A 17,098-nucleotide genomic window follows, 5' to 3' on the forward strand; every position below is an offset into this window, starting at 1 on the left:
TGATCCACCCCGAAGGGCTTCACCGTTCGACTTGCATGTGTTAAGCACGCCGCCAGCGTTCGTCCTGAGCCAGGATCAAACTCTCCGTGAATGTCTGCAGGTCATCCTGCAACCACCCGCGTTGAGCGGCACAGCAACCACCGGAATAGGGTGGCCCTGCGCACTGCGTCCTCGCTAGTGTTTTACTTCAAAAGGAATCTCCAACCGAGCAAGCTCGGCCGGGGATGTCAACATATCTGGCGTTGACTTTTGGCACGCTGTTGAGTTCTCAAGGAACGGTGGCTTCCTTCGGTCTGCCTTCCGGCAGGCCCTCCGGGCGCTTCGTTCTGTCTTTCGTGTTCTCAGCTTATCAGATGTTTTCCGCTCCGTTTTCCGGAGTTTCGCTTTCCGACTTCGCTTCGGCCTTTCGGCTCTCCCGAACTCTATCAGAGTTTCTCGGGCCGCTTTTCCGCTCTCGAATTCGATTCGGGAGTTTCCGCTCGGCCCTCGGGGCAACTCGGACTACGTTAGAGCAACGCCCGGCCCGGGTCAAACACGAGGGGCCGGATCTGGCTCGATCCGGCCCCTCGGTGGTGAAGTGGCTGCTCAACCACCATGTGGTTTCAGCCAGGCGGCGCACGTCACGCCGGCGCGACCTCGATGGCCGCGATGTTGCGCTTGCCGCGCCGCAGGACGAGCCAGCGGCCGTGCAGGAGATCGGACTCGGCCGGGACGGCCTCCTCGTCGGCGACCTTCTCGTTGTTGAGGTAGGCGCCACCCTCCTTGATGGTGCGTCGGGCGCCGGACCGGCTGGGGGCCAAGCCTGACTCGACCAGCAGGTCGACCAGCGGGAGCAGCTCGGTGACCGTGGCCTTCGGGACCTCGGCCAGGGAGGACGCCAGCGTGGCGGGGTCCAGGTCGGCCAGGGTGCCCTGGCCGAAGAGGGCCTTCGAGGCGGCGACCGCGCGCTCGTACTGCTCGGCGCCGTGGACCAGGGTGGTGAGCTCCTCGGCCAGGGCGCGCTGGGCGAGGCGGGCCTGCGGACGCTCGGCGGTCTCCCGCTCCAGCTCCTCGACCTCCTCCTTCGAACGGAAGGAGAAGATGCGCAGGAAGTTGGCCACGTCCCGGTCGTCCGCGTTCAGCCAGAACTGGTAGAAGGCGTACGGGCTGGTGAGCTCCGGGTCGAGCCAGATGGTGCCGGACTCGGTCTTGCCGAACTTGGTGCCGTCGGCCTTGACGATCAGCGGGGTGGCCAGGGCGTGTGCGGACTTGCCGTCGGCCTTGCGGATCAGGTCGGTGCCGGCGGTGAGGTTGCCCCACTGGTCGCTGCCGCCGGTCTGCAGGGTGCAGTTGTAGCGGCGGTTGAGCTCCAGGTAGTCCATGCCCTGGAGGACCTGGTAGCTGAACTCGGTGTAGGAGATGCCGGCCTCGGAGTTGAGCCGTCGGGAGACGGCCTCCTTGGCGATCATGTTGTTGACCCGGAAGTACTTGCCGATGTCGCGCAGCAGGCCGATGGCCGAGATGCCCGAGGTCCAGTCCAGGTTGTTGACCATGCGGGCCGCGTACTCGCCCTCGAAGTCGAGGAAGCGCGAGATCTGGCCACGCAGGCGCTCGACCCAGGCGGCCACCGTCTCGGGGTCGTTGAGGACGCGCTCGGCGGTGGGCTTGGGGTCGCCGATCAGACCGGTGGCACCGCCGACCAGGCCGAGCGGGAGGTTGCCGGCCTGCTGGATGCGGCGCATGGTCAGGATCTGCACCAGGTTGCCGAGGTGCAGGCTGGGGGCCGTCGGGTCGAAGCCGCAATAGAAGGTGACCGGGCCGTCCGCGAACGCCTTGCGCAGTGCGTCCTCGTCGGTGGACAGGGCGATCAGCCCTCGCCACCGCAGCTCGTCGACGATGTCCGTCACGGTCACGCTTCTCCTTCGGTCGGGCGTCCGCCGCGTCCTCGGGTCCGTTCGGTGGGGCCCGGCGGCGGTACGGCTCCAGCGTGCAAGAGCCTACGCGGTCCGGGCCAGCGGGTTTCCTCAGCGTCCGGGTGACGGGGCGGTGAACCCCTCGCCAAGCCGTGGAAATTCCGTTGTTCGCGGCGGGGCACGCCGTTCACAGTGGAGTACCGCCAACCGGCGGACAGGTTCTGGACGGGCGTGCCGTCGGGCACGGTCCGCAGGGAGGTGGCCCGAGGTGCGCAACACGCTGGTGCTGAACGCGAGCTACGAACCGCTGACGACGGTGTCGCTCAAGCGGGCCGTGGTGCTGGTACTGCAGGACAAGGCGGTGGTGGAGCACGCGCATCCGCTCGGCATGGTGCGCGGTTCGGGGGTGTCCGTACCGGTGCCCCGGGTGATCAGGCTCCAGCGCTACGTACGGGTGCCGTTCCGACAACGGGCCCCGTGGTCGCGGCGCGGGGTGCTGGCCAGGGACCAGTTCCTGTGCGCGTACTGCGGGCGGCGGGCCACCACGGTGGACCACCTGCAGCCGAAGTCGCGCGGCGGGGCCGACTCCTGGATGAACACCGTGGCGGCCTGCCCGGAGGACAACCAGCGGAAGGCCGACCGGACGCCGGAGCAGGCGGGGATGAAGCTGCTGCGGCAGCCGTTCGAGCCGACGCCGGAGGCCACCCTGATGCTGGCGCTCGGGCTGCGCGGCTCGGACATGGCCGAGCTGGCCCCGTGGCTGCCGGCCGCCGCGATGGCGGTCGCCTGACCAGGGCCGACCAAGGCCGACCGGCGCCGTCCGGCGCCGTCCGGCGCCGTCCGGGGCCGTCCGGGGGCGGCCTGCCGAGCGACCCGCCGTGGCGGTCGGAGTGACAACGCGTCAGGAGTGACGCATCGAGCCCTGGCGGGCCGACCCGGTCGGGGGACTGGTCGGCCCGCCAGTGATGCCCGGGAGGAGCTGACGGACCGTCGGCCCCCGGGCTCCCGGGCCGGGGCTCAGCCCTTGGCCTGGAAGGCGGTGGCGAGGCCGAAGTTCGTGGAGTGCTCCGGCACCGCGACGACCTTGCCACCGCCCGTCAGCAACCGTCCCGAGGTGAGCAGCGAGCCGGTGCCCTGGGCGAAGCCGCCGCCGGCCGTGGCCCTGCCGTTGGTGAGCAGGTAGCGGCTGAGGTGGGCGGGCTGGTCGAGCCGCTCGTCGGTGGCCAGCAGCAGCGCGCCGTCGGCCAGGCCGATCGGGGCGGTCTTGCCCTTCTCGGTGACCGGGGTGTGCCACCGCTGCTTGCCGGTGGTGAGGTCGTAGGCGACCGCCACCGGCTGGCCGCCGTTCGGCGGGACCAGGGTGGTGGCCAGGGTCTGGTCCTGGAAGAAGACCGAAGGGGTCGGCGAGAGCGCGCCCCGGGTGGCCTCCAGTCGGCCGGCGTCGGTGGTGACCGGGATCTCGGCGGCCGGGTCGCCGCTGTCGCCCCAGGCGAAGATCCGGTCGTCGGCCGGGGTCGCGCCGGTGGTGAGCAGCACGGCCGGTTCGGCGGAGAGCACGGTGACGGTCTTGGGCTGGTTGTTCAGGCCGCGCCACCAGTGCACCTTGCCGTCGGCGGCGTTGAGCGCGACGGCCTGGTCGGCCGGATTGCTGTCGGCGCAGGTGCTGTGCAGCAGCACCCGGCTGCCGGCGGCGGTGCCGCTGAGCGAGCAGTACTGCCCCTGGCCGGCGTACGCCCAGAGGTCCTTGCCGTCGGCGGCGGCCCAGGCGGCGGCCCGGTCCTCGCCGACCACCACGATCCGGTCGGCCAGCACCGAGGCGTGCGCGGTGTAGTTCTCCTTGGCGTCCGAGACCGGTTTGGTCCAGACGTTCTTGCCGGTCCTGGTGTCGACGGCGGCCAGCAGTGAGCAGGGGCTCTTCGGGTCGGCGGCGGGGCGGAACAGGGCGGCGCCCAGGCCCTCGGAGTTGACGGAGGGTGAGAGGCCGCAGGGGACGGCGCCGTCGGCGGGCGGGGTGACCGTCCAGGCGGGCTTGCCGTCGGCGAGCGCGTAGGCGTGCACGCCGGTGGAGTCGGCGCGGACCAGGGTGTCGGCGGTGATCCAGCTGCCGAGCAGGGTGTCGTCGGCTCCGGCGGGCGGGGCGGCGACGGGCTGGGCGGTCCAGGTCTTGGTGTGCGCGACGTTGAAGGTCTTGGGGGCAGCGGCGGCCGGACCGGCGGCGGTGGCCTCGTCCTCCTGGTCACCGGTGACGGTCAGCGCCGCGGCGATCAGCACGCCGAGGGCGGCGACGCCCGCGCCGGTGCGGATCATCAGGGCGCGCTTGCCGGGTGCGTGCTCGCCGGAGAGGGCTCCGGCGAGGAACGACCGGGCGCGGTCGACGGGTGAACCGGCCGGGCCGGAGGAGGCTCCGGAGGGCTCGGACGCCTTGCCGGACCTGCCGTCCTTGCCGGACTTGCCGTCCTTGCCAGTCCGGGCCCCCTTGCCCTCCTTCGCGGCGGCACGGGCCGCTCGCCGCCCCTGGGCGGGGAGGGCGGCGGCAGCCGCCGGGATGTCCGGGGTGACGACCGGTTCGGGCTCGAAGGCCGGGGTCGGCTCGAACATCGGGGTCGGCTCGAAGGCCGGCGCCTCCCCGTAGGGCGGCGACGCCTGATGGTCCGTCGGCGCGTACGGCGAGGGGTCGTAGTACGGCTGGCCCGCGTACGCCTCCTGCGGGCGGTACTGCTGCTGCTCCTGGGTCGGGTACCAGCCCGGCTGGTAGTCGTAGCCGACCGGGTCCTGCCCGGCGGTGCCGGAGTAGTCCTGGGCCATGCGATCCGTCCGTCCGACGTGCGTGGTGCGGGGGCCAGCATCTCACGCCCCCGGGGGCATCCCGCCCGGAACCGGCACGTATCCGGGCATAGGGGAGGCGTGCGACGGGGTGTCAGAGGGCGCGCAGCGCCTGGTCGATGCGGGCCGCCATGGCGAGGTCGAGCCCGGTCAGGCCGCCCGCGCTGTGGGTGGAGAGGACGAAGCGCAGGGTCCGCCAGCGGATGTCGATGTCGGGGTGGTGGTCGAGCTCCTCGGCGTCCACGGCGACCCGGTCCACCGCCGCGATGGCGGTCGGGAAGCTCGCGGTCTCGGCGGTGCGGACGATGCTGACGCCCTCCCGGGTCCAGTCCGGGAGGGCGGCCAGGCCGTCGGAGAGCTGGGCCTCGGTCAGCAGGGTGCGATCGGTCATGCCGTCAGGCTACGGGCGCGGCGGCCCGGTCGGATCAGGTGAGCAGCATCCGGGTCACCGCGACCAGGCCGACGGCCACGATCAGGCAGCGCAGGGCGAGCGGCGAGAGCCGGCGGCCGACCTTGGCGCCGAGCTGGCCGCCGGCGGCGGAGCCGACCGCGATCAGGGCGACCACCCACCAGTCGATCACCGAGGTGAAGACGAAGAAGACCGCCGCCACGCCGTTGACGATCAGGGCGAGCACGTTCTTGATGCCGTTCAGCCGCTGCATCGGGTCCTGGAGCAGCATGCCGAGCAGGGCGATCAGCAGGACGCCCTGGGCGGCGCCGAAGTAGCCGCCGTAGACGCCGGCCAGGAAGACGCCGGTGAGCAGGACCGGGCCGATGCCGCGCGGTGCGCCGTCCCGGTTCCGGGCGGCCATCGCGCGGGCCACCCGTGGCTGGATCACCACCAGCACCAGGGCGAGCAGGATGAGCGCCGGCACGATGGCGTCGAACGCGGAGCCGGGCAGCCGGATCAGCAGCCAGGCGCCGAGCAGGCCGCCGAGCAGCGAGGCGGTGCCGAGCCGGGCCAACTGGCCGCCGGTGCCCTTGAGTTCCTCCCGGTAGCCGATGGCACCGCTGAGGCTACCGGGCACCAGGCCGATGGTGTTGGAGACGTTGGCGGTGACCGGTGGCACGCCGAAGGCGAGCAGCACCGGGAAGGTGATCAGGGTGCCGGAGCCGACCACGGTGTTGATGGTCCCGGCGGCGACCCCGGCGAGCAGGACCGCGAGGTCCTCCCAGAGCGTCATTGCGTGTACCCCTCCCTGGTCCGGTCCACGGCCCGTGAGGTGCTCGCAGCCGGACGTCCGGACGATTCGTCCGCTGATCATGCATCAGGGCGGGCACCGGCGGCCAGGGGCGTCCGGTACGCGAACGGGCCCGCTCCCCCGGTGGGGGGAACGGGCCCGTCGGCGTGCCGCGAACTGTTCGGGTCCTACTCGGGGTCGAGCTTGGGGTACTCGCGGCTGGGCTCCACCCGGGGGCGCGCCGTGCCCTTGTCGATGTCGACCGGGCGCGGGCCGCCGGCCGGCGGGACGGACGGGCGGTCGACCGGCACCTGGGCGGCGGCCGGGGCGGGGTTGGTCCCACCGGTCAGGCCGGTGAAGGCGCCGCCGAGGCCCTTGAGCGCGTCGCCGACCTCGCTCGGGATGATCCACAGCTTGTTGGAGTCGCCCTTGGCCAGCTCGGGCAGGGTCTGCAGGTACTGGTAGGCGAGCAGCTTCTGGTCGGCGTCGCCGTCGTGGATCGCCTCGAAGACGGTCCGGATCGCGGCGGCCTCACCGTCGGCGCGGAGCACGGCGGCCTGCGCCTCACCCTCGGCCTTGAGCACCTCGGCCTGCTTGTCACCCTCGGCCCGGAGGATGGCGGCCTGCCGGGCGCCCTCGGCGGTGAGGATCGCGGCGCGCTTGTCGCGGTCGGCGCGCATCTGCTTCTCCATCGAGTCCTGGATGGAGGTCGGCGGCTCGATCGCCTTGAGCTCGACCCGGTTGACCCGGATGCCCCACTTGCCGGTGGCCTCGTCGAGGACGCCGCGCAGCCCCGCGTTGATCACCTCACGGGACGTCAGGGTGGACTCCAGGTCCATCGAGCCGATGATGTTGCGCAGCGTGGTGACGGTGAGCTGCTCGATCGCCTGGATGTAGCTGGCCACCTCGTAGGTGGCGGCCCGGGCGTCGGTGACCTGGTAGTAGATCACCGTGTCGATGTTCACCACCAGGTTGTCCTGGGTGATCACCGGCTGGGGCGGGAAGGGCACGACCTGCTCGCGCAGGTCGATCCGGTTCCGGACCCGGTCGATGAACGGGACGACGATGTTCAGACCGGCGTTCAGCGTGCGGGTGTAGCGGCCGAAGCGCTCCACGATCGCGGCGCTGGCCTGCGGGATCACCTGGATCGTCTTGATCAGTGCGATGAAGGCCACCACGACCAGGACGATCAGGACGATCAGGACGGGTTCCACGCGTTCTCCCCTAGACGACCAGGGCGGTGGCGCCCTGGATTTCGACGACGTCGACCTGCTGGCCCGGCTCGTAGACGCTGCCGGGGTGCAGGGCACGGGCCGACCAGATCTCGCCGTTCAGCTTGATCCGCCCGCCCTGCCCGTCGACCTGCTCCTGCACGATGGCGGTGGCCCCGGTGAGCGCCTCGATGCCCGTCCGCAGCTGCGGCTCCTTCTTCAACTGCCGCTGCACGATGGGCCGGACGAACACCAGTTGGGCGACCGAGGCCCCCACGAAGATCAGGACCTGCCCGGGCAACCCCACCCCGAGCGCCGCCGCCCCGGCCGCCGCTCCGGCGCCGACGGCGAACATGGCGAACTCCGGCATGGCGGTGAGCACCAGCGGTATGCAAAGTCCGACGGCGGCCAGGAGCCACCAGATCCAGCTGTCCACGGGTCCATCCTAGGGAGGTGAGGTCTCTCCCGGCGGAAAGTTCCCGCAGGTGGACGGGCGGAAACCGGCCGCTTGTGCGACCGGCTCCGATTCGGTCCGTGTTCCGTGCGTTCAGCGCCCCGTGCAGCGGCGTTCAGCCGGACGGGTTCAGCCCAGCGGGAGGCCCTGCGCGGCCCAGCGGTCGCCGTGGCGCTCCAGGGTGAGCGGCAGGCCGAAGCAGCGCGAGAGGTTGCGGGCGGTCAGCTCGGTGTCGATCGGGCCGGCGGTGAGCACCTTGCCCTGACGGATCATCAGCACGTGGGTGAAGCCGGGGACGATCTCCTCCACGTGGTGGGTGACCATCGCCATCGCCGGGGCGTACTCGTCCTGGGCCAGCGCGCCCAGACGGCGGATCAGGTCCTCCCGGCCGCCGAGGTCCAGGCCGGCGGCCGGCTCGTCCAGCAGCAGCAGCTCGGGGTCGGTCATCAGGGCGCGGGCGATCATGGTGCGCTTGCGCTCGCCCTCGGAGAGGGTGCCGAACTTCCGCTCGACCAGGGCCGACATGCCGAGGCGGTCGAGCAGGGCAAGGGCCCGGTACGAGTCGGTGTGCTCGTACTGCTCGTTCCAGGTGGCGGTCATGCCGTAGGCGGCGGTGAGCACGGTCTGCAGCACGGTCTGCTGCGGCGGGAGCTTGTCCAGCAGCGAGGCGGAGGCCAGGCCGATCCGGGCGCGCAGCTCGAAGACGTCGACCTCGCCGAGCTTCTCGCCGAGCACGGCGGCCGAGCCGGCGGTGGGGTGCAGGTAGGTGGAGGCGACCTGGAGGAGGGTGGTCTTGCCCGCTCCGTTCGGGCCGAGGATGACCCAGCGCTCGCCCTCGGCGATGGACCAGGACACCTGATCGACCAGCGCGCGACCCTCCCGGACCACGGATACGTCCACCAGTTCCAGCACGTCGCTCATGCCTACGCCTTCCCCAAAGCAAGAAAAATCGGCGGTGTCCGAGGGCCCCGGGCGCCGGGCCCTCGGGATTGCTGTCCAAACCTACGCCACGCGGGTGGCCGCACTTTCCGTAGGCTGGCCCGATGCCTGCCTTCGCCGCCGACAATCCGGCCGACAATCCGTACGAAGAGCCGCGCTCCGGGCGCCTGGCAGCGTGGGGCAACGCGCTGCTGACCGGTCACACCTCCCCCGACCACGCGGCCACCGCCGTGGCCGGGGCCGACGACAGCCACCGGGTGACCGGCCTGCCCGGCGACGCCGACGGCGAGCTGCACGGGCTGACCTGGGCCCTGGGCCGGCTCCGGGTGCTCGGGGCGACCGGGCTGCGGCTGGCCCTGCCGGTCTCCGGCCATCCGCTCGGGCTGACCGGCCCGGCCGGGTTCAACGACGCCGCGATGGTGGCCGGCGAGGCGGTGCTCGCGGTCGGGCTGCCGATCGGCTTCGTCCCCGAGGTGGAGGTCTACGGCCCGGCCGGTGACCAGGGGGTCCGGGTGCTCTGGCGCTGCTCGGCGGTGAACGACGCCCCGCCCGCCGACGTGCCCTCCCTGGACGAGGCGGAGCGGGAGCTGGCCGACGGGCTGCGCGAGACCACCCTGATGCTGACCAAGCTCGACGTGGCGGGCGCCGGCCCGCAGGCGCTGCGCGCGCTGGACCAGTGGCGCCGCCGGGGCCATACCGAGCTGCTGGCGCCGGGCTACCCGCCCCGGGCGGTCCGGGTGCTGGAGTCCGCCCGGCAGATCTCCGCACTGCTCTGGATCGCCCTCGGGCACGGCGACGGCGCGGCCGTCTCCGCCACCGAGATGGCCGCCCGCCGGGAGGTGCTGGCCCCGCTGGGCCGCACCACCCGACGGGCCAAGGCAGCGGCGTACAACGCGCTGGTGGACGAGCGCGGCTGAGCCGGAAGCGCTGACACCACGTCAGGTCCGCGTGGCAGACTCCCGGCGACCACCACTCACCTCCGGGGGGACCTCCATGCGCACGACCCGACGCACGCTCCTGTTCGCGGCGGCCGGAGCCGGCGCGGCCGGCCTGGCCGCCGCCCCGCCGGCCGTTGCGGCCGCGGCCGGAGCCGCACCGTGGATCGACGTGAAGGCCGACCACGGCGCGGCCGGTGACGGCACCACCGACGACGCCGACCGGATCAACGCGGCGCTGGCCGCCTGCCCGGTCGGCGGGGTGGTGCTGCTGCCGCCCGGCGTCTACGCCACCTCGGTGCCGCTGGTGGTGCCGCCCGGCGTGACGCTGCGCGGCAGCCACGGCACCCACCTCGACCTGCTCGCCAGCGCGATCCGGCCGCTGGCCTCATTCACCGGCCCGGCGGTGATCCGGTTCGTCGACCAGGCCACCGGCGGCTACCCGGTGCTGAGCAACGAGCAGCGCCTCACCGAGCTGACCGTGGACGGCTCGCGGCTGCCGGCCGGGAACACCGTGGCGGGCATCCGCGCGGACGGCTACGTGCACGGCGTGGTGCTCCAGGACGTGGCGGTCTTCAAGGTCGGCGGCAACGGCGTCACCGCCGCCTACAACCCCTCCGGCATCGCCTACAGCTGGCGCGGCACCCGGGTGGTGGCGAACGCCTGCGGCGGCTTCGGCTTCAACCTCTCGATGACCGACTGCACCTGGATCGACCTGGAGGCGATCGGCTGCGGCAAGAGCGGCTTCTACGTCAACAACGCCGCCAACTCGCACTTCGTCAGCTGCCGGGCGGAGTGGAACGGCATGCACGGCTTCGAGTTCACCGGCGCCTGGACCACCGGGAACGGGGCCGGCGGCTGCTCCGCCACCGCCCTGTCCACCGACCGGAACGCGCGCAGCGGCGTCCTGGTGACGGCCACCGGCACCGGACCGCTGGCCTTCAACGGCCTGATGCTCCGTCGGGACGGCCGCAACGGCGGTGGCGGGAGCGGCGGGTACGCCGGGCTGCAGGTGACCGGCAGCACCCTGCCGGTGGTGGTCACCGGCCTCGCGGTCTTCCCCGGCACCGACGACGGCGGCGCGGGCACCTCCTCCCCGCAGTACGGCCTGTCGGTGAAGGGCTCCTCCTTCGTCTCGGTCTCCGGCGGCTACCTGCAGGCCGCCGAGGCCCCGGTGCTGGACGGCGGCGGGAACGCGCTGCTGCGGATCGACCCGGGCCTCGGCCTGGCCACCGGCCCGACCTCCGCGCCGGTGAGCGCGGACCGCAACCGCTGGGGCGCCAGCGCCGCCTACGGGGTCGCGGTGGCGCAGGACGACCGGACGGCGCTGGCGCTCGACAACAGCGGCTCCAACGTGAACCAGCCACTGGTCCGGCTGCAGACCGGCACCGCCGCGAGCAACGTCCTCAAGGCCGCGGTGGCCGGCGAGGCCCGGAGCCGCTTCGCGCTCGGCGTCTCCGGCCGGATGGAGTGGAGCGACGGGGCCGGGGCGGCCGACACCGTGCTCCAGCGCGGCGGGCCCGGGGTGCTCCGCACCGACCAGGCGCTGAGCGTGGGTCAGGGCCTGCGGGTGGGCGAGGGCGGCGGCAGCGCCCGGATGGGCACGCTGACGCTGAACGGGACGGCCGAGGTGACGGTGCCGACCACCGCCGTGACGGCGCGCAGCCGGGTCTTCCTGACCGCCCAGTCGGTGGCCGGCACCAGCGCGACCCCGGGGGTGGCGTACGTCGCGGCGCGGACCGCCGGGGTGTCGTTCGGGGTGCGCGGCACGGCCGGGGACGCCTCGGTGGTGGCCTGGCTGGTGGTCGAGCCGGCCTGACGACCTACCTGACGCCCGGACCTGACGACCGGACCTGACGACCTGCCTGACGATCGACCTGACGCCAGGTCAGCCGGCCGCGTTCCGGACCGCCCAGAGGGCGGCCTGGGTGCGGTCGGCCAGGTCGAGCTTCATCAGGATGTTGCTCACGTGGGTCTTCACAGTCTTCTCGGAGAGGTGCAGCGCCCGGGCGATCTCGCGGTTGGAGCGGCCGTCCGCGATGTGCGAGAGCACCTCGCGCTCGCGGTCGGTCAGGCTGCCGCCCCGGCCCTGCGGGGCGCGCGGGGTGTCGTCGGAGAGCAGGGCGGTGGCCAGCTCCGGCTGGAGCAGGACGTGGCCGGCGTGCACCGAGCGGATCGCGCCGGCCAGTGCCTCCGGGTCCACGTCCTTGTAGACGTAGCCGCAGGCCCCGGCCCGCAGCGCGGGCACCATGGTGCGCTGCTCGGTGAAGCTGGTGACGATCAGCACCTTGGCGGTGGAGCCGCCCTCGCGGAGCAGCTTCAGCGCCTCGATGCCGTCCACCTTGGGCATCTTGAGGTCCATCAGCACCACGTCGGGGGCGAGCGCGAGGATCCGCTCCACCCCCTCGGCGCCGTCGGCGGCCTCGCCGACCACCTCGATGTCGTCCTGCACCTCCAGGAAGGTGCGCAGGCCGCGCCGGACCACCTGGTGGTCGTCCACCAGCAGCACGCGGATCGGTGACGTGGTGTCAGGCACCGGGGACCTCCAGCTCGATGACGGTGCCCCGGCCGGGGGCGGATTCCAGCGACAGCGTGCCGCCGACGGCCGCCGCCCGGTCCCGCATGGAGACCAGGCCGAGGTGGCGGCCGGCCCGGCGGACGGCGTCCGGGTCGAAGCCCTTGCCGTCGTCGGCCACTCGCAGCCGGGCGCCCCGACCGGGCGTGCCGGTGAGGGTGACCTCGACCGCCCCGGCGCCGGAGTGGCGCAGCGCGTTGTGCAGGGCCTCCTGGGCCACCCGGAGCAGCGCGGCCTCCTGGGCCGGGGGCAGTGCCCGGACCCCGTCGGCGGTGAACCGGACGGCGGCGGTGTGCGCCCGGTCGAGCACCTGGACCTGGGAGGCCAGGGTCGGCACCAGGCCGTCCTCGTCCAGGGCGGCGGGGCGCAACTCGACCACCACGGTGCGCAGTTCGTCGGCCGCCTCGGCGGCCAGCCGGGCCACCTCGGCCAGCTCGGCGCGGGCCCGGGCCGGGTCGCGGTCGACCAGCTTGGCGGCGGCCTTGGCGGTCAGCCGGAGCGAGAACAGCTTCTGCGAGACGGCGTCGTGCAGGTCGTGGGCGATCCGGGCCCGCTCACCGGCCAGGGTGAGCTCGCGGCTGCGCTCGTAGAGCCGGGCGTTGCCCAGCGCGATAGCGGCGTGTGCGGCCAGGATGCGCAGCAGCTCCTCGTCGTGGGCCGTGAAGCCACCGTCCTTGTTGGCCAGGAAGACGGCACCCAGGATCTCGGTGCCGTCCACGATCGGGACGCCGAGGAAGTCCTTCATGTCGGGGTGGGCGCTCGGCCAGCCCTCGAAGTCGGGGGCGTGCCGGACGTCGTCCAGCCGGGTCGGGTCCATCCGGTGCAGCATCGCGGCGAGCACGCCGTGCTGGCGGGGCAGCGGGCCGATCGCCTTCCACTGCTCGTCGCTGACCCCGTCCACCACGAACTGGGCGAAGCCGCCGTGGTCGTCCGGCACCCCGAGGGCGGCGTACTCGGCGCCCAGCAGGGTGCGGGCCTCGGCGGTGATCCGCCGCAGCACCTCGCGGACCTCCAGGTGACGGCTCATCGCCAGCACGGCGCTGCTGACCGCCTCGATGCCGCTGAGGCTCGGGTCGCAGGCGGGCTGGTCGCAGGGCTGCTGGTCACACGGTGACTGGACGGACGGTTCCGGCATGGGGCCACGCTACCGCCGGGACCGGGGGGTGGGCATGAGGCATCGGGTGTAGGTCGATGGTCCCGGTCCCGGGCGGTGGGTACCTCCGGAGGTCCTCAGCCGCGCTGCATCACCTCGGGCTCGTGGCGGCGCTGGAGCCGGGCCAGCAGCAGGCCGAGCAGGGCCGCGAAGACCACCAGTACCAGCCAGTTGACGGCGAGTTGGCCGGCCGAGTGGGCCCACAGGCCGTCCGGGTCCGGGGCGGTCGGCGAGATCCGGCCCAGGTCCAGGGTGGTGGCGCCGGCCGCGACGCCCCAGCGGGCCGGCATCAGCCAGGCGAACTGCTCCAGGCCGGGCTCGTCGTAGAGCTGGAACACCGCGCCGGTGAAGACCAGTTGGACGATGGCGAACATCACCAGCAGCGGCATGGTCTTCTCGGCGGTGCGCACCAGGGCGGAGATCACCAGGCCGACCATCATCGAGACGAAGCCCAGCAGGGTCACCCCGATGGCCAGCTCCAGCGCCGGGGCACCCGTCAACAGCAGTCCCTCGGACGGGAGTTCGCGGACCCCGAAGCCGATCGCGGAGATCAGGCCGCCCTGCACCAGGCTGACCGCGCCGAGCACCACCACCTTGGAGGTCAGGTAGGCGGAGCGGGAGAGCCCGGTGGACCGCTCCCGCTCGTAGATCGGCCGCTCCTTGATCAGCTCGCGGACCGAGTTGGCCGCCCCGGAGAGGCAGGCGCCGACCGCGAGCACCAGCAGGATCATCCGGGCCCCGCCGTTCACCGCCTTCGGGCCTGGGCCCTCGCAGGCGACCAGGCCGCAGGCGTCCGGGATCACCGCGCTCACCCCGCCGAGCACCAGCGGCAGCAGCAGCGAGAGGGCCAGGAAGCCCCGGTCGGTGCCGAGCACCGCGAGGTAGCGGCGGACCAGGGTCCAGAGCTGCGCACCCCAGGAGCGCGGCCGGGGCGGCTCGGCCCCGGCCCGGCCGGCCGCGACCGGGAGGGCCGGCAGCGGGGTGGCGATCGAGTCGGCCGAGTACTCCTGGTGGTGCGGGGAGCCCCGGTAGCGGCCGGCCCAGTCGTGGCCGGGGTGGTTCTCGAAGGCCTGGAAGACGTCGGCCCAGCTCGGGTAGCCGAAGAAGTACAGCGCCTCGGCGGGCGGCCCGAAGTAGGCCACCGAGCCGCCCGGAGCGAGCACCAGCACCCGGTCGCAGAGGGCGAGTTCGGCCACCGAGTGGGTGACCACCAGCACCGTGCGGCCGTCGTCGGCCAGGGTCCGCAGGGTCTGCATCACCTCGCGGTCCATGCCCGGGTCCAGGCCCGAGGTGGGCTCGTCCAGGAAGATCAGCGAGGGCTTGGTGAGCAGCTCCAGCGCGACGCTGACCCGCTTCTGCTGGCCGCCGGAGAGCGCGCTGATCCGCTGGTCGGCCCGCTGGTCCAGGCGCAGCTCGTACAGCACCTCCTCGATCCGGCGCTCGCGCTCGGCGGCCACCGTGTCCCCGGGGAAGCGCAGTTCGGCCGCGTACTTGAGCGCGGTGCGCACCGTCAGCTCGCGGTGCAGGATCTCGGACTGCGGCACCAGGCCGATCCGGGCCCGGAGTTCGGCGAACTGCCGGTAGAGGTCCCGCCCGTCGTACAGCACCTGCCCGGCGTCGGCCGGGCGGTGGCCGGTGAGCGCGCGCAGCAGGGTGGACTTGCCGGAGCCGGACGGGCCGACCACGGCGACCAGGGACTTCTCCGGGACGGTGAAGCCCACGTCGTTCAGCAGGGTGCGGCGGGTGCCCTGGTGCTCCACCTCCACCGTGAGGTGGCGGGCCGAGAAGGTCACCGCACCGTCGTCCACGTACTCCTGGAGCTGGCCGCCGACCAGCGCGAAGCTGGACCGGCCGACGGTCAGGCGGTCCCGCTCGGTGAGCCGGGCCCGCTGCACCGGCAGGCCGTTCAGGTAGACCCCGTTGTTCGCCCCGAGGTCGATCACCTCCCACTCCCCCGACGGGAGTTGGCGCAGCTCGGCGTGGTGGCGGGAGACCATCAGGTCGGTCAGCACCACGTCGTTGTCCAGCGCCCGGCCCAGCTTGATCGTGCGGGTGTAGGCGGCCAGGCTGCGCACCACCGTCGGCGGCTCCTGGCGCGGGAAGGCGGCGGCCGGGAAGGCCTGCTGCGGAGTCTCGCCGCGCTTGGTGACGGCGGCGTGCCAGGGCACCTGCGGTGCGGCGAAGCTCAGCAGCGGCCCGCTGGCCGCACTGCCCAACCTGACCTCGGTGCCCGGCTGGAGCGGGATCAGCCCCTCCCGCCGGTCACGGTGGTAGGTGCCGTTGGTGGAGCCGTGGTCGGTCAACTGCCAGGCGCCGCCCTGCAGGGCGATGGAGGCGTGCCGCCAGGACACCCGGGCGTCGTCGATCCGCAGATCGGCCGCCGGATCGCGGCCCACCGTGTACGTACGTGCCGGGTCGAGCGGCACCCGCCGGCCGTCGACCACCACTTCGAGCTGTGCCACTTGCCGCAGTCCCCCCACCGGTACCGACCCTGACGGGCCGCCATCCTTCCAGTACCCCGGCCCGGGCACTACCAGCCGGTCACTGTTCGCCCACCGTTCGTCCGCCCGTTGGTCCAGAGGGCGGACGCCGGTGCGGGCCCGACCGGGCCGCCCGGTAGCGTGGGAGGCACCATGAACGCTGCGCCCCTCCCCCCGCTGCCCCGGTCGTACGACGATGAGCGCACCTTGCTGGTCAAGGTCTTCGGCAAGGACCGTCCCGGCATCACCGCCGGACTGTTCAGCACGCTCGGCGCGTTCGGCGTGGACGTCATCGACATCGAGCAGATGGTCACCCGGGGGCGGATAACGCTCTGCGCCCTGATCGCCACCCCCGAGGGCGGCCCCGGCACCGAGGGCGCGCTGCGCGCCACCGTGCACCGCTGGGCCGAGGAGCTCAAGCTCCAGGCCGAGATCATCTCCGGCACCGGCGACAACGCCCCGCGCCGCGAGGGCCGCTCGCACGTCACCGTGCTCGGCCACCCGCTGACCGCCGCCGCCACCGCCGCCCTGACCGGCCGGATCACCGACGCCGGGGGCAACATCGACCGCGTCTTCCGGCTCGCCAAGTACCCCGTCACCGCCGTCGAGCTCGCCGTCTCCGGCGTGCCGACCGAGGAGCTGCGCTCGGTCCTGGTCACCGAGGCCGCGGCCCAGCGGGTGGACATCGCCGTGGTCCGGGCCGGGCTGCAGCGCCGCGCCAAGCGGCTGGTGGTGATGGACGTCGACTCCACCCTGATCCAGGACGAGGTGATCGAGCTCTTCGCCGCGCACGCCGGCTGCGAGGAGGAGGTCGCGAAGGTGACCGCCGCCGCGATGGCGGGCGAGCTGGACTTCGCCGAGTCGCTGCGCGCCCGGGTGGCCCTGCTGGCCGGTCTGGACGCCGCCGTCACCGACAAGGTCCGCACCGAGGTCCGCTTCACCCCCGGCGCCCGTACCCTGGTCCGCACCCTGCGCCGGCTCGGCTTCCAGGTCGCGATCGTCTCCGGCGGCTTCACCCAGGTCACCGACCACCTGGTCGAGCAGCTGGGCCTCGACTACGCCGCCGCCAACACCCTCGAGGTGGTCGACGGCAAGTTCACCGGCCGGGTCACCGGCGAGATCGTCGACCGGGCCGGCAAGGCCCGCTGGCTGGCCCGCTTCGCCGAGCAGGCCCGCGTCCCGCTGGAGCAGACCGTCGCCATCGGCGACGGCGCCAACGACCTCGACATGCTCAACGCGGCCGGCCTCGGCGTCGCCTTCAACGCCAAGCCCGTCGTCCGCGAGGCCGCCGACACCGCCGTCAACGTCCCCTTCCTCGACACCGTCCTCTACCTCCTCGGCATCACCCGCGAAGAGGTCGAGGCCGCCGACGCCCTGGACGGCACCCCCACCGACGACGAGTGACTCCCGGCGGGGTCCGGGCAGGGAGCAGCGGAAGGGACGCACGCGCTCGCC

At 73.0% G+C, this 17,098-nt stretch carries 14 protein-coding genes and 1 rRNA gene; 4 read left to right on the forward strand and 11 right to left on the reverse strand.

The window, feature by feature from the left end:
* Positions 1-91: ribosomal RNA gene (locus ACIRBX_RS27115) — 16S ribosomal RNA — on the reverse strand; the annotation flags it as partial.
* Between the two features lie 529 nt (positions 92-620).
* Positions 621-1,886 carry a tyrosine--tRNA ligase gene (gene tyrS, locus ACIRBX_RS27120; protein WP_402300376.1) on the reverse strand — a complete coding sequence of 422 codons (1,266 nt, stop codon included), beginning with the start codon at positions 1,884-1,886 and terminating at the stop codon, positions 621-623.
* 274 nt (positions 1,887-2,160) lie between these two features.
* Between tyrS and ACIRBX_RS27125 the strand changes: the two genes are divergently transcribed.
* Positions 2,161-2,682 carry an HNH endonuclease gene (locus ACIRBX_RS27125; RefSeq protein ID WP_402300378.1) on the forward strand — a complete coding sequence of 174 codons (522 nt, stop codon included), beginning with the start codon at positions 2,161-2,163 and terminating at the stop codon, positions 2,680-2,682.
* A gap of 227 nt (positions 2,683-2,909) precedes the next feature.
* On the opposite strand, the gene ACIRBX_RS27130 is transcribed toward ACIRBX_RS27125, so the two are convergent.
* From ACIRBX_RS27130 to ACIRBX_RS27155, 6 genes are all read right to left on the reverse strand, one after another.
* Positions 2,910-4,697 (reverse strand): PQQ-binding-like beta-propeller repeat protein, encoded by a 1,788-nt coding sequence (locus tag ACIRBX_RS27130; protein WP_402300380.1) that lies wholly within the window; start codon positions 4,695-4,697, stop codon positions 2,910-2,912.
* Between the two features lie 112 nt (positions 4,698-4,809).
* Positions 4,810-5,106, reverse strand: coding sequence for a 4a-hydroxytetrahydrobiopterin dehydratase (locus ACIRBX_RS27135; RefSeq protein WP_402300383.1), 297 nt, complete (start codon positions 5,104-5,106; stop codon positions 4,810-4,812).
* 34 nt (positions 5,107-5,140) lie between these two features.
* Positions 5,141-5,899 carry a sulfite exporter TauE/SafE family protein gene (locus ACIRBX_RS27140; RefSeq protein WP_402300384.1) on the reverse strand — a complete coding sequence of 253 codons (759 nt, stop codon included), beginning with the start codon at positions 5,897-5,899 and terminating at the stop codon, positions 5,141-5,143.
* Between the two features lie 185 nt (positions 5,900-6,084).
* Positions 6,085-7,110, reverse strand: a complete 1,026-nt coding sequence (locus tag ACIRBX_RS27145; protein WP_402300386.1) for an SPFH domain-containing protein — start codon at positions 7,108-7,110, stop codon at positions 6,085-6,087.
* Between the two features lie 10 nt (positions 7,111-7,120).
* Positions 7,121-7,543: an NfeD family protein gene (locus tag ACIRBX_RS27150; RefSeq protein WP_402300388.1), complete on the reverse strand. Its 423-nt coding sequence runs from the start codon at positions 7,541-7,543 to the stop codon at positions 7,121-7,123.
* 147 nt (positions 7,544-7,690) lie between these two features.
* A complete protein-coding gene (locus ACIRBX_RS27155; protein ID WP_402300390.1) occupies positions 7,691-8,482 on the reverse strand; it encodes an ABC transporter ATP-binding protein in 792 nt (263 codons plus the stop codon).
* A gap of 122 nt (positions 8,483-8,604) precedes the next feature.
* On the opposite strand from ACIRBX_RS27155, the gene ACIRBX_RS27160 reads away from it, so the two are divergent.
* Positions 8,605-9,417, forward strand: a complete 813-nt coding sequence (locus ACIRBX_RS27160) for a hypothetical protein (RefSeq protein ID WP_402300392.1) — start codon at positions 8,605-8,607, stop codon at positions 9,415-9,417.
* A gap of 76 nt (positions 9,418-9,493) precedes the next feature.
* Positions 9,494-11,254: a glycosyl hydrolase family 28-related protein gene (locus tag ACIRBX_RS27165; RefSeq protein WP_402300394.1), complete on the forward strand. Its 1,761-nt coding sequence runs from the start codon at positions 9,494-9,496 to the stop codon at positions 11,252-11,254.
* A 69-nt stretch (positions 11,255-11,323) separates the two neighbouring features.
* On the opposite strand, the gene ACIRBX_RS27170 is transcribed toward ACIRBX_RS27165, so the two are convergent.
* From ACIRBX_RS27170 to ACIRBX_RS27180, 3 genes are all read right to left on the reverse strand, one after another.
* A complete protein-coding gene (locus ACIRBX_RS27170) occupies positions 11,324-11,971 on the reverse strand; it encodes a response regulator (RefSeq protein ID WP_402300397.1) in 648 nt (215 codons plus the stop codon).
* The gene (locus ACIRBX_RS27175) at positions 11,964-13,037 is read right to left on the reverse strand and encodes a GAF domain-containing sensor histidine kinase (RefSeq protein ID WP_402300780.1); all 1,074 of its coding nucleotides are present in this window, start codon (positions 13,035-13,037) and stop codon (positions 11,964-11,966) included. Before ACIRBX_RS27175 ends, ACIRBX_RS27170 begins: the two co-directional genes overlap by 8 nt.
* A 203-nt stretch (positions 13,038-13,240) precedes the next feature.
* Positions 13,241-15,625 (reverse strand): ATP-binding cassette domain-containing protein, encoded by a 2,385-nt coding sequence (locus ACIRBX_RS27180; RefSeq protein WP_402300400.1) that lies wholly within the window; start codon positions 15,623-15,625, stop codon positions 13,241-13,243.
* A 171-nt stretch (positions 15,626-15,796) separates the two neighbouring features.
* Between ACIRBX_RS27180 and serB the strand changes: the two genes are divergently transcribed.
* A complete protein-coding gene (serB, locus tag ACIRBX_RS27185) occupies positions 15,797-17,047 on the forward strand; it encodes a phosphoserine phosphatase SerB (RefSeq protein WP_402300401.1) in 1,251 nt (416 codons plus the stop codon).
* Positions 17,048-17,098: the final 51 nt, after the last annotated feature.

It is taken from the genome of Kitasatospora sp. NPDC096147, assembly GCF_044763225.1.
Classification (GTDB): Bacteria; Actinomycetota; Actinomycetes; order Streptomycetales; family Streptomycetaceae; genus Kitasatospora.

Excerpts from the sequence above, each read along its gene's own strand:
- ACIRBX_RS27130 (WP_402300380.1), bottom strand. The coding sequence starts at position 4,697 with ATGGCCCAGGACTACTCCGGCACCGCCGGGCAGGACCCGGTCGGCTAC.
- ACIRBX_RS27135 (WP_402300383.1), bottom strand. The coding sequence starts at position 5,106 with ATGACCGATCGCACCCTGCTGACCGAGGCCCAGCTCTCCGACGGCCTG.
- ACIRBX_RS27140 (WP_402300384.1), bottom strand. The coding sequence starts at position 5,899 with ATGACGCTCTGGGAGGACCTCGCGGTCCTGCTCGCCGGGGTCGCCGCC.
- ACIRBX_RS27155 (WP_402300390.1), bottom strand. The coding sequence starts at position 8,482 with ATGAGCGACGTGCTGGAACTGGTGGACGTATCCGTGGTCCGGGAGGGT.
- ACIRBX_RS27160 (WP_402300392.1), top strand. The coding sequence starts at position 8,605 with ATGCCTGCCTTCGCCGCCGACAATCCGGCCGACAATCCGTACGAAGAG.
- ACIRBX_RS27165 (WP_402300394.1), top strand. The coding sequence starts at position 9,494 with ATGCGCACGACCCGACGCACGCTCCTGTTCGCGGCGGCCGGAGCCGGC.
- ACIRBX_RS27175 (WP_402300780.1), bottom strand. The coding sequence starts at position 13,037 with ATGAGCCGTCACCTGGAGGTCCGCGAGGTGCTGCGGCGGATCACCGCC.
- serB (WP_402300401.1), top strand. The coding sequence starts at position 15,797 with ATGAACGCTGCGCCCCTCCCCCCGCTGCCCCGGTCGTACGACGATGAG.